Raw genomic sequence first — 11985 nt, forward strand, 5'->3', positions numbered from 1 at the left:
TAAAAATTTATCACTGATACTCAATACTTACATCGCTTAAACACAAATTTAAGATCACAAAATGGCATAAAACCCCAAATTTGCCGTTTACTACAAAACTCACATCATGAAAAAAACAGCTCTAATACTACTTGCCTCGGCATTTATAATGCTATTTCAGCAGCAGGCAAAAGCACAATTATATACAGCAGCAGCCGGTTTAAAATTTGGCGGTTATGAAAATGGCCCTTCAGGAAAATACTTTTTAAACGAGAGTAACGCCATAGAAGGTATTTTAGGCATTCGTAAAAACGGATTGGTTGTTACAGGATTATACCAAATACACCAAGATGCGTTTAATGTAGCACAGCTTAAATGGTATTATGGTGCAGGCGCGCACTTAGGTGCCATGAGCGAAGGGCGTTACAAACGCTTTGGCGGTGGTGATGAGTATTACAAAGGCGGTATACTGTTAGGTGCCGATGCTGTTTTAGGCTTAGAGTATCTCATTCCTCAAAGCCCTATTGCCATAAGCCTCGATCTTAACCCCCGCCTTGAACTTGGGCGCGGACCATTTTTTGACGTTGCACCAGGCTTAGGCATAAAATATACCTTTAAATAAAGTTAGGCATTATCCTAAACAAGAACGCCATTGCAGTTTGCAATGGCGTTCTTGTTTAACGTGCTTTTATTTAGCAATAATTATTTTAGCCGAATACGCTTTTTGCCCCAGCATTATGCGCATTACATAAGTACCGGCGGCATACCGGCTAACGTTAATGGCACCACTGTAGTTACCTGCCTGTACAGCCGATTGATTATTATAAACAACCTGCCCTTGTGTACTGATAAGCGACAAAGTGAGCGTATTTGCTTCGGGCGCTACAAAAGAAATATTTAAGTTAGTAGCTGTTGGCACCGGATACACCGATAGCTTAATATCGGTTGAGGTATTTACCACCCCATCGGCCTTAACGTAGGTATAAAGCGGTGAGATAGCCGTACAACCTGTAACCAGTATATTTTGTAATTGATAGTTACCGCTTTGCGCTGGCACCAGCGTTTGGCTTGTTGCCCCGGGTATTAAAGTACCATTTAAGTACCACTGATTATTTGTTGCAAAATTTGATGAAAGCATTGTACCATTTTGCGTAATAACAGGACTTGTTACCTGTACTGGCACACGTACAGCCGATGGGCAACCACTGCTGGCCACTTTCATGTCATAAAAAAAGTAATAAAAACCACGGTAAGCTGTAGTATCAGTAGGGTTATTAGCCAATACTGCATTATTACGCTGAATGTTAAAAACTGCATTCCCAAAAGGATAGCCGCTTACACCAGCGTTACTTCTAAACAATGTAGCGCCATCAGCATAACTTACAGTTAAACGATAAATACCGGCTTGAGGCAGCACTAAATTTAAATTATAAACCTGACCCTGATCGGCTAAATCATCGTTTTGCGCGCCGGCTGCGGGCGTAGTGCGGGTTGCCGTTACTGCTAAATTGGTACGGGCAACCTCCTGCCCGTTAGCGTTGGTAGCTATAACGCTAACTGTACCCGAATTACCCACATACAAACGCGCACTTTGAATTACAATTGGGATTTGTGTAGATACTGTAACCGATTGGCCGAACTGATTATAACCTCCCCCACCAAAATTAGACTTGGTCGCAGGTCCAACAGATGCACTGTAATCATTAAGGGCTGCATAAAAGGTATTGTTGGTTGGCGTGGCCTTTGTAAGCGCACTTGAACCGGCAGTTACAGGCGTACCTCCGGTTGGAACAGTGTACCATAACACTTCGCCCTCACCACTGCCCGAGAGCAGGTATTGCTTGGTATCATCGCAATAAGCAGCCATTAAATTTGCCGGTACTGGTATAGATCCTATCACAATATTAGCTGTAACGCCATTATTAGCCGCAACCTGATCATTAGTAAGATTTGTAGTTGCTGTTATAGTGTACGATGCACCGGCCACGGCATTGAACGTACCGTTGAGTATAAAATCATCTTCGGCCAGCGTAGCAAGTGTTTTGGTATAGGTTTCGGTTAAAGTAATGGTTTGCCCTCCGGCAACAGGAGTAACGGTTACAGTTACCGGTATATTGCTTATGGTTGTACGTCCAAAGTTTTTCAGTCTTACACTAATGTTTGATGTTCCGGCACAGGCTCCGCCCACTGCAGTGTTGGTAACCCTTATGGCACCTGCATCACGGGCGGCTTGTATAAACTGCACGCGGTAATCCTGCGTTTCACCTTTATTATAAGTTCCGCAAGGCAAAATGGCGGTATCATCTGTAGTTTCCACCAATACTACCCGCATCAAACTATAATTTCCGGCTATGGCAGCGGCTGGTACGGTTATATTGGCGTTGTAGGTACCTGTTCCGTTTATTACGCCGGTTGTGGCAACCAGTTCAGTTACAGGGTCAAAAGTTCCATCACCGTTCCAATCAATAAATACTTTGGCACGTTTGTTAAAATTGCCTCCGCAGGTACCTAATGTTAGGCTTAACGGATAGCTCAAGCCCTGCTCTAATTGTATTACCCTGTTAGTATAATCGCTATAAGTAGTGCAGCCGGCAGCAGGAGTATTGTTAATGTTTGATAGGGTAACATTGTCGATGCGTGAGTCGGCGCTTGATGCCGGAGCCGAAGCGCAATAAGGAGATCCACCTACGCCTGTGACAATTAATGAATACGGCTGAGAGCCACCCTGCAAGGTTCCTTTATGACTTACTCGTATTGTATAAGTATGACCCGGAATTACATTATCAACATAAACCTGCTCAACGTTATCGCGTGTATTATCGCCGCGTGTGGCTGCAACTGATGGAGTTAACAAGTTGAGTGTCCAGGGGCTGTATGTAGTTGATGCATCGCTGATGCGAATATCTAAATCATTAATGAGTTTGGCAGTACGATCGTTTAGTGTGCCATCTGCCGCAACTGTGGCTTGCGGATCTGTCCAGGCTATGGTGGCCACCAGGGTACCGTTGCCCGAGGCTACCACACTAAGTGTTTGAGTTTGTCCCTGCTGTAAAGTATTTTCGTTTATCAGGCTTTTTGTTCCCTTATCGGTTATAGCCTGGGCTGCTTTGCGGCTGTCAAGCACACCCCAGCCGTATATATAATCAGGGCCGATATTACCTGCATCAAAAGCGGTATGGCAAACTAATCCTTTTAAGGTAGCCGAACGCATAAACGCACCGGCATTTTTTTGTGAATAATACTCTTGTAATAAGAGTAATGACCCGGTAACATTTGGCGTGGCCATTGAGGTACCTGACAAAGTTGTGTATGCCGTATTGCTGCTGTTACTGGTTGATAAAACCTGGTCGCCATCGCCGCAAATATCAGGCTTAATACGGCCATCATCTGTTGGGCCAAGCGAACTAAAACTGGTTACAGATACCGATTGCGGCGTTGTAGGCCCGTTGGGCAACTGGTTTATAGCGCCAACGGTAAGCACGTTTTTAGCAACCGAAAAACCGGCAATTATATCAAAACCACTATTGCTGCTTATACCAGCAGGGCGAGGGCCTTTACTTACTAAAGTTGGATCGGTACGGCTGGCATAGCCCCAGTAGTTAGCTCCTACTGCCGGCCCTGTGTAACTGCGGTTATTACCCGCTGCCGAAACAATAAGATAATAAGGGGCATTTACGGCCACCTGATCTATACTGCGCGATTCGCTGTCATAAAAACCGAATTTGTAATCTTCGGTATCGCCGGGTAAACCATACCATTCCCAGCGGGCTTCGTCATCATTGTAATTCCAGCCTACAATAGGGCCATAAGAGTGGTTGGAGAGCAACAAGCCTGATGCAGCTGCGGTTATTTCGGCTATATCTGCGTTAAAATCATAGGACTGCAGAGTGCCTGCATTAAAAGCCATGCCCTTGGCCGGGGCATAAATGCCCTTTGCTATCATAGTACCAGCTACGTGAGTTGAATGCTGCGAAGTTGCGGCTGCTGCATTGCGCAGGGTAATAGTTTTACCGGCAAATTCCTGGTGAGTGGTTAACACCGAGCCACCATCCCAAATAGCCAATTTATTATTTAGCGTAGTGCTTGAGCCCGAAAGGTTCAGGCCTAAATCGCCACCGGTTTGAATGCTGTTTGTGCGGGTGGTTGCTGCCGCAGTGGTATTGTTGTAAGTTTTATAAAAAACAGGAAAACCCAATGGAGTGATGCGCTGCAGTGCAATTTCTTCGCCGGTTTTAGTGGTTCTGCGGGTTATCCAATTGCGTTGAGGAGCTAATAATAATGCCTTTTGCAAGCCAGTATTATAGGTATTTTCTATCTGAACGGCCAACTGGTCGAGCTCGGCTTTTTTAGCTTCGGTTACCAATGGCTTTTGAGCCAAAGCATTACATATTGATAGTAACACTATTGCAGCAGTCCAAACACTTTTACTAAATTTATTGCTATACATATATTAGTAGCGATTGGCATACAATCGCCTTATAATTTTTGACTAATTTAATATTATCTGATAAGATTTTATGGTCAAAAATATTTACAATAAATTTATTCTTTTCCTTAAACTGATATACATGAAATTCAACTCCTTTTGGTACATAAAAATTATTGGCATTGTCTTAATTACAGGTATTATCATCATTTCATGTTCGATGCAAAAACCACAACAAATTACACAAGGTATTGAGGGACAAGTAACCCGCCTTAGCGGAAACCAGATGCCCATGAAAGGTCGATTGCCAGCACAAGGAAAAGGCTTACTTGCCGATATTTTAATTTATGAGGCTACAACCATACAGCAAACCGAAGGACAAATACCACTTTTCAATAACATTAAAACACATAAGATTGGCCAAACCAAAAGTGATAGCACAGGCCATTATAAAATATCTTTACCTCCCGGGAATTACTCGGTATTTATGAAATTTAACGGGAAATTTTTTGCTTCTGAAACCGATGGTAAAGGTACATTGAACCCGGCCGAAGTTATAAACGGGAAAATTACCCAACGCAATATCACGGTTAATGTTGGAGCAGCATATTAAACTTTAGGCTTAGTTAGATTTGGTTTTCTCCAGCTTTTCTTTAAACTTCTTATCTTCTTTTTCTTTGAGTTTTCGCGCCTTTTTGGCTGCCTTTTCCTTCTCTTTCCTGATTTTTTTGGCCGTACGTTCGTTGGCTTTAGGAGCCTTGCCCATGCCACTGGCTTTTATGCCGTTGAGCAAAGTAAACCATATGGTTTTAAAGAACGGAAAGTTGCCCGGCCGGATAAATGCTAACGTAGCCAACCGCGGACTTTGCCCTGTCTTATCAGGATTATCACTTTTGATCACGAAGCTATTAGCAAGCAAACTCAACAACGACTTTTTAGTGAACCCTTTTTCATCATCCTGCCGAAGCAGTTTTACATTTAGGTTGTTATATAAGATTTTGAGCTGCCCATTTGATACTTTTTGCGTACTACTCACCTTAAAATCAATACTTTTTAAATTGCCCGAAGTTATTTGTATCATACTCAGCGGCACCAATGCGGTATTGGCTGACCGCATATCCATAGCGCCGAGGTGACCACGATAGCTATACTTGTAATCGGCATCGTTAAGGTTAAAATTAAACCATAGATCAAGCCCGCCTACGCCCATAAAGCGCGTATGAACGTATGCCCTACAAATATTATTTTTTTGCAAAGCCTGTTTGCTGTTGGTAATATTAAGGAATCTTGCTGATGTGCTTAAAAATTTTACTGCCCCGCTTTTTTTAGATTGCTTATTATATTGGCGGTAGCTTACGTCGGTATTTTTGATGCGAAGGGTATCAATATTAAAAATGGTTTTAAATTGATGCCGGATAGCCCAATGCGGAAAAGTGACCAACCTGTCGGTAGCTGGAATAGAACCATTTGGATTACTGAATACTTCAAAAAAACCACCCTCTAACCGCGCATCTGCAATGGTTATGCCGCTGCGCCGGTAATACATGTTAAAGTCGAAGTTATTAAGCGTAATGCTATCAAACTTACAGGCAAACCTATCTGTTTTACTTTTAGCAAAGTAAACAGACACGGGCAATGGTTGCACCTCTACCCCTGAAGCCGTTACCCTTGATGCAGCGGTATGCAATTCGAGCGATTTTACCCTATACTTATACAGGCCGCTGGTTGATTGCCCGGTGTAATTGCGTAAACGTGCGGTTATATCTTTACAAAATAATGTTCTGGTGGTATCGGCCTGGGTTGCAGAGTCAATAAGTAAATCATCGGCCCTAACACTAATGTGCCTTAAAATGGATGCAGCAGCTTTTTTACCCGAATAATCGTTAAAAGTAAACTGCATATCATCAAGCTGTATGGCATCAACCTTTATGTGCTTAATATCTTTGGCTATTTTTTGATAAAGGGTACGCTTTTCTTTAGCGCCTGTACCGGGCTTCTCACCGTATTTATTCAATTGCACTTTTGAACCCGTAAGTACGATATTTCCAACCTCAAGTTCCTTTTTAAAGAACATTTTAATTGCCTTTGCCCCGTTTATACTTACTTGCTTTACCTGCAAATTGTACAGGCTAAATGGTGCCTTACCCTGCCGCTTCAGCTTCTTGTAAACGGCGGTATCGGGTTTGAATTCAATATTGTACAGCGAGGCTTTGCCTCTAAAAATATTTAAATCAAGATCAGTAAAATTTACCTGGTAAAGGCTATCGGTTGCTTTTACAACGCCTTCTTTAAGTTTTTGGGTTAGTACAGGTTTTAAAAAGCTGTTAATAAATAACACCACTATGAGCAACAGTAACGCCAATGCGGCAAGTACTGCAAGTACAATTTTTTGCGTACGTGTTTTAAATACAGAACCCGCCATGTGTTTTAGGTAACCTCGCCCTTAAAATAAACCCCGTAAAACAAAAAAGTTTGCCCGTAAGGCAAACTTTACAATTCAACATGGCTAAACAGGTTATGATCTTACCGGCAATTTTTTGAATATACCTTCAACAATTTCGGGTAACCGGGCCATTACTTTTTGCGGGTCGCGACTTAACTCGCCACTGCTATAACCTATCCATACAGGTTCGCGGGTGCGTGCATCAATCAACTCAATGGCTAACACACCTTCTTTAAAGTGTTCCTGGGTTGGATAGGCATAACCGCCTCCCCAGCCGCCCCAACCACCGTAAAACATTGGGCTAAAACGGCCTCTCCAGCCCATTCCCCAACCCCAACCAGGACCCCAGCCCCAGCCACCACCCCAATAAGGCGAATTGTATGATGTTCGGGTACCACGGTCAACCAGGGTATTAAAACGTACAATTAAATCGGCACCACCATTTTGTTCGGTTAAACCTTTATTTTTGAGGCTTAATGCTGCAGCATCCTTAATTTTTTGATAGGCCTCCGGGTTATTGTAATACTTGTTGTTGTTAATGTAATTTAAACGTGCGCCCAAATTACGTTTGTCACTTATTACACTATCCGGCTTACGCGGCTTTATTTGCGGTGCAAAAGCAAATGTTTTGTATTGCGACAAGCTAATGTCGTCATGACCGGCAGTGTAATAATGATAGCCGGTTGAACAGGCTGAAAATGCGGTTACCATAACCAACATCAGCCCCACATATAGTAACCTTTTCATAGATATAATTTTGATAGTATTTATTAGACAACGCTCATTATAAAGGTTTAATGTGTGCTGGTACTTTTTATTGCAATAAATTTTGCATAAAGTAAACAAGTATGAGCGGTGGTAATTTGTTTAGAGTAATGAGTGCAGTTTGCAAGACTGTTACAGCCTCAAGTATGCGTTCATATGCTATCTACCTGTTTATTGGTTTTTCTTTAACATAGCCCACAATTATCCGCCTCAGGCGAGATAATAATTCTGAACCATTCCGGTTCACATAACAACAATGACATCATTAGCCATCATGCCAAGAATGCTCTACGATAAATACTTACCTACAATAGGCATTCTGCGCCCCATGCCAAAGGCCTTGGGCGATACGCGCAATATTGGCGGTGTTTGATAGCGTTTGTGTTCGGCTGTGTTTACGAGTTTCAGCACACGGCGCACGGTGGCTTCATCGTAGCCTAAGGCAATAATTTCGGCCGATGAAAGACGGTTTTCCACGTATTCCATCAGGATGGTATCAAGGGTATCGTAATCAGGTAGCGAGTCGCTGTCTTTTTGATCGGGGCGTAACTCGGCCGAAGGGGGTTTAACAATAGAATTTTGCGGGATAATTTCGCCGTTACGGTTAATGTAATTAGCCAGCTGGTAAACCTGTGTTTTATAAACATCGCCCAGTACCGATATGCCACCGCACATATCACCATATAAAGTACCATAACCCACTGCTGCTTCACTTTTGTTTGAGGTATTGAGCAGGATGTAGCCAAACTTATTACACATGGCCATTAATACCACGGCACGGCTACGGGCCTGTAAGTTTTCTTCGGCTATATTAAACGGCAAACCCTCAAACTGCGGCTGAAGCGCTGTTTCAAAAGCATCGGTAATTGATTTAATTTCTACCAGTTCAGATTTACAGCCCAGGTTGCGTACCAAATCTTCGGCATCTGTAATGGAGTGCCCGGTTGAATATTTAGAAGGCAGCAATACAGCCATCACGTTTTGTGCACCTAAAGCTTCGGCAGCCAACGCACAAACTACAGCCGAATCGATACCGCCTGATAAGCCTAAAATAGCTTGCTTAAAGCCTGATTTGTAAAAATAATCGCGTATGCCTAACAGCAGTCCCTGGTGTATCTGCTCAATATCGGTTTGGCGTTGCCGCATCAGGGTTACAGGTTGTTCGGGCGTTATGATTGCATCATCATTTAAGTTGTAGTAATTGAGCACCTCTTTAAAGTAAGGCATCTCATCAACCATTTCGCCCTTATTATCAAAAACCAACGAACCACCATCAAAAATAATTTCGGTTTGGGCGCCTACCTGATTTACATAAAACAGGGGCAAGTTATAGCGTTTGGCATTATCGCTTAAAATGGCAATACGTTCTTCATCATGATTGTAAGCAAACGGCGATGCAGCAATGTTTATCATCACATCAGGCTTTTGCTCAATTAGCACATCCATCGGCCTGCTGATGTATAGCGGGTTTTCGATGGTGTTCCACAAGTCTTCGCAAATGGTTAGCGCTATACGATGACCCTTGTAATCAACACAGGTAAACTCTGTTTCGGGTTCAAAATAGCGGTATTCGTCAAATACGTCGTAATTAGGTAACAGGGCTTTATTTACAACGTATTTTACCTCGCCGTCGGCAATAAAATAGGCCGAGTTATGCAGGTCTTTGCCCCCTTTGCTCTTCTTTTTATTAGGCGTAGGTATACCTATAATACATGCTACATCGGTACATGCAGCCGCAATTTTTTGTGCCGATTGCTCGCACAAGCCTATAAATTCGCGAAACTCCAAAAAATCGCGGGCAGGGTAGCCACTTATGCACAGTTCGGCAAATACAACTAAATCGGCTCCGTTTTGGCGGGCTGTGTTTAGCGTATCAATAATTTTAGCTGTATTTGAATCAAAATTACCGATGTGATAATTTAGCTGTGCCAGTGCAATTTTCATAGTAAAGGTATTATATAGTGCATTATCATAAATATGAACTCAAAACCAATATTTTTGTTCATACCATATGAGCATACTCTACCGCAGCAAATTAAAACATTTTTATGCGCTTTTTTTAATAGCCGCCATACTAAGTTCTTGTAAAGAGGACAAAAAAAAGATAGATGTAAGCAATATTAAACTCGAAGTGCATATTGAACGGTTTGACCATGATTTTGACCTTATGCGAAATAAACCCATGGCGCAGCAGGTAGCGGTATTACAAAGTAAATATGGCCCGTTTTATGCAGATTTTATTCAGCGTATTTTAGATGCAGGTAATATTGCCGATACAGCATACTTTGTCAACCTGCGCCAGGTATTTGCCGGTAAGCCCTACCTGGATTTAAAACACGAAGTAGATTCGGTTTATCCTAACCTCCAAAAGCAGGAAGAAGAATTAACCGATGCATTCAAACGTATTAAATATTACTTCCCGCAAAAGCAGTTGCCCAAGGTTTATGCTTACTTTTCTGGCTTCCAGGCGCAAACTACTTTAGGTAATGGCTATTTTGGTATAGGGCTCGATCAGTTTTTGGGACTAAAATCAAAGTTTTACCCGGCATTGGTTAATACTTATCCGCATTATTTGTCGCGCAGGTTTACGCCCGATAATATAACCCCGAGAGTTATAGAAGGTATGCTGCATGAAGACATGTTTCCGGAAGCGGATGCAGACAGATCTCTTTTAGCCAAAATGGTTTATGAAGGTAAAATGTTGTACCTGATGGATGTATTGCTTCCGGATGTGCCCGACAGCACAAAGATTGGTTACACCTCGCAGCAAATACAGTGGTGCCAAGCTTTCGAAAAAAATATATGGGGTTACTTTTTAGAAGAAAATTTGCTTTACGAAACGGATTACCTCAAACTGCAAAAATATTTGAACGAAGCCCCGTTTACACCCGGCTTAGGCGAAAAAAATGAATCGGCCCCTAAGTTGGCCGTTTATACGGGCTGGCAAATCATCAGGCAGTATATGATCAAGCATCCCTACACTACGGTTCAACAGCTCTTGGCATTAAATGACCCGCAGAAGATTTTGGATGATGCGGGGTATCACCCTAAGTAGGTAGACCACCTAAATCCTCTCCGCCTAAGGCGGAAGTACTTAAAAACAGGACAAGTTTCCTCTCCCTCAATTCCAGGGAGGGCCAAACAAAAAAGAGCTTCCTAATCATCTTAGGAAGCTCTTTTTGTTTTATGTAGAAAAAGGTACTTAGTCTTTTGCGCCTAAAATGGCGAACACACCTTTTAACGAAATCAGGATACCAATTACCAGGATAACATTTGATACACTGGTGAATATAAATCCGTGACCCCAGATTTGATCCAGGAAACGGAAAAACACACCTACTAAACCAATAATGGTAGCTGCAGATATTATCAGGTAAATACTTGGCGAATTAGCTTTTTGCATTGAACTCATGGTAATTGCTATTTGTTAGCGCAAAAATATAAATCTTTGGGTAATTCACCCTATCAGATTGCAGATATTTTAAACATTTAAACAGCAGTTGTTATTGTAGAGTTTTTGCGTTTATACATACGATAACCTACCCAAGCCCCACATCCGGCCAGTATAAACACCCAAAGATTAACGAGGCCGATAATGAACACGGCAAACATTTCCCAGCCATCTGTAACTGCAATCCAAAACCTACTCAACAACGGCAATTGGTAAGCACTTGTATTATCATTAGCTACCATCTCGCGCACTACTGTATTGCTTTGATATAAATTAAGTACAACTATGCTATACTTAACCGATTCATCAAGGAATGTATTGCTGATTTTTTGATCAACCATATCATCCTTAAGCTTTAGCATGGCATCTGCTTCTTTTATGGTTGGCTTCCATTTATCTTGTTTCGAATCAATTTCAGCCCTATTTTCGCGTTTTAGCCGGGTAGATAAATAATCGAGTGTCTTATCTTCAATATCCATTCGGCGAACATTCACATATATTCCTAAATGGCTCACCTCTTTTAAAAACTGTTCTAAATTTTGCGAAGGCACCTTAACTGTGATGTCGGCCGTAGAAGTATATGCCGACACATGCTTTAACGAATCAATGTGATTGGTACGCATATCTTCATCGTGCAAAATTGAAGATTGCATGTTGTGGTGCACTACAAAACCTTTGTAGTTTCTTGCTAAATCACCGATCTTTTCTCCGGCCTGTTGTACATCCTTTACTTTAAAACGCATTTCTCCTGTTTTCACCAGCTTTTTGCCAATAGTATCAGTGATAACCGCATCAACCGAAGCTGAGTCGGCAGATGAAGTACTATAGTCTGATGCTGATGAACTTCCACTTCCTTTGCAGGCTGCAAAAAGGCAAAGCACGGCCAGGAGCACTAATAAGTTGCTCATTTTCATAGTATTA

At 42.1% G+C, this 11985-nt stretch carries 9 protein-coding genes; 3 read left to right on the top strand and 6 right to left on the bottom strand.

All coding sequences use genetic code 11. From position 1 onward, the window contains the following. Nucleotides 1–106: 106 nt before the first annotated feature. Nucleotides 107–601: a hypothetical protein gene (locus QE417_RS09320; RefSeq protein WP_311949488.1), complete on the top strand. Its 495-nt coding sequence runs from the start codon at nt 107–109 to the stop codon at nt 599–601. 66 nt (nt 602–667) lie between these two features. Here QE417_RS09320 and QE417_RS09325 read toward each other — a convergent pair whose 3' ends face one another. After that, nucleotides 668–4426: a S8 family serine peptidase gene (locus QE417_RS09325; RefSeq protein WP_311949489.1), complete on the bottom strand. Its 3759-nt coding sequence runs from the start codon at nt 4424–4426 to the stop codon at nt 668–670. Nucleotides 4427–4547: 121 nt separating this feature from the next. Here QE417_RS09325 and QE417_RS09330 point away from each other — a divergent pair, with 121 nt between their 5' ends. After that, the gene (locus QE417_RS09330; RefSeq protein WP_311949490.1) at nt 4548–5018 is read left to right on the top strand and encodes a hypothetical protein; all 471 of its coding nucleotides are present in this window, start codon (nt 4548–4550) and stop codon (nt 5016–5018) included. A 9-nt stretch (nt 5019–5027) separates the two neighbouring features. Here the strand turns inward: QE417_RS09330 and QE417_RS09335 are convergent, their stop codons facing one another. From QE417_RS09335 to QE417_RS09345, 3 genes are all read right to left on the bottom strand, one after another. Next, nucleotides 5028–6827: a hypothetical protein gene (locus QE417_RS09335; RefSeq protein WP_311949491.1), complete on the bottom strand. Its 1800-nt coding sequence runs from the start codon at nt 6825–6827 to the stop codon at nt 5028–5030. A gap of 93 nt (nt 6828–6920) precedes the next feature. After that, nucleotides 6921–7595 carry a DUF4136 domain-containing protein gene (locus QE417_RS09340; protein WP_311949492.1) on the bottom strand — a complete coding sequence of 225 codons (675 nt, stop codon included), beginning with the start codon at nt 7593–7595 and terminating at the stop codon, nt 6921–6923. 306 nt (nt 7596–7901) lie between these two features. Next, complete coding sequence (locus QE417_RS09345) at nt 7902–9557, bottom strand: NAD+ synthase (protein ID WP_311949493.1); 1656 nt, start codon at nt 9555–9557, stop codon at nt 7902–7904. A gap of 67 nt (nt 9558–9624) precedes the next feature. Here QE417_RS09345 and gldB point away from each other — a divergent pair, with 67 nt between their 5' ends. Further along, a complete protein-coding gene (gene gldB / locus QE417_RS09350; RefSeq protein ID WP_311949494.1) occupies nt 9625–10668 on the top strand; it encodes a gliding motility lipoprotein GldB in 1044 nt (347 codons plus the stop codon). A 147-nt stretch (nt 10669–10815) separates the two neighbouring features. Here the strand turns inward: gldB and QE417_RS09355 are convergent, their stop codons facing one another. Together QE417_RS09355 and QE417_RS09360 are read right to left on the bottom strand one after the other, a co-directional pair. Further along, a complete protein-coding gene (locus QE417_RS09355; protein ID WP_311949495.1) occupies nt 10816–11016 on the bottom strand; it encodes a hypothetical protein in 201 nt (66 codons plus the stop codon). Between the two features lie 86 nt (nt 11017–11102). Next, nucleotides 11103–11978, bottom strand: a complete 876-nt coding sequence (locus tag QE417_RS09360; protein WP_311949496.1) for a DUF4349 domain-containing protein — start codon at nt 11976–11978, stop codon at nt 11103–11105. Between the last annotated feature and the right edge of the window lie 7 nt (nt 11979–11985).

It is taken from the genome of Mucilaginibacter terrae (assembly GCF_031951985.1).
Lineage (GTDB): Bacteria > Bacteroidota > Bacteroidia > Sphingobacteriales > Sphingobacteriaceae > Mucilaginibacter > Mucilaginibacter terrae_A.

Coding starts and splice junctions, on each gene's coding strand:
- QE417_RS09345 (WP_311949493.1), bottom strand. CDS start 9,557: ATGAAAATTGCACTGGCACAGCTAAATTATCACATCGGTAATTTTGAT.
- QE417_RS09325 (WP_311949489.1), bottom strand. CDS start 4,426: ATGTATAGCAATAAATTTAGTAAAAGTGTTTGGACTGCTGCAATAGTG.
- QE417_RS09335 (WP_311949491.1), bottom strand. CDS start 6,827: ATGGCGGGTTCTGTATTTAAAACACGTACGCAAAAAATTGTACTTGCA.
- QE417_RS09355 (WP_311949495.1), bottom strand. CDS start 11,016: ATGCAAAAAGCTAATTCGCCAAGTATTTACCTGATAATATCTGCAGCT.
- QE417_RS09330 (WP_311949490.1), top strand. CDS start 4,548: ATGAAATTCAACTCCTTTTGGTACATAAAAATTATTGGCATTGTCTTA.
- QE417_RS09340 (WP_311949492.1), bottom strand. CDS start 7,595: ATGAAAAGGTTACTATATGTGGGGCTGATGTTGGTTATGGTAACCGCA.
- gldB (WP_311949494.1), top strand. CDS start 9,625: ATGAGCATACTCTACCGCAGCAAATTAAAACATTTTTATGCGCTTTTT.
- QE417_RS09360 (WP_311949496.1), bottom strand. CDS start 11,978: ATGAAAATGAGCAACTTATTAGTGCTCCTGGCCGTGCTTTGCCTTTTT.
- QE417_RS09320 (WP_311949488.1), top strand. CDS start 107: ATGAAAAAAACAGCTCTAATACTACTTGCCTCGGCATTTATAATGCTA.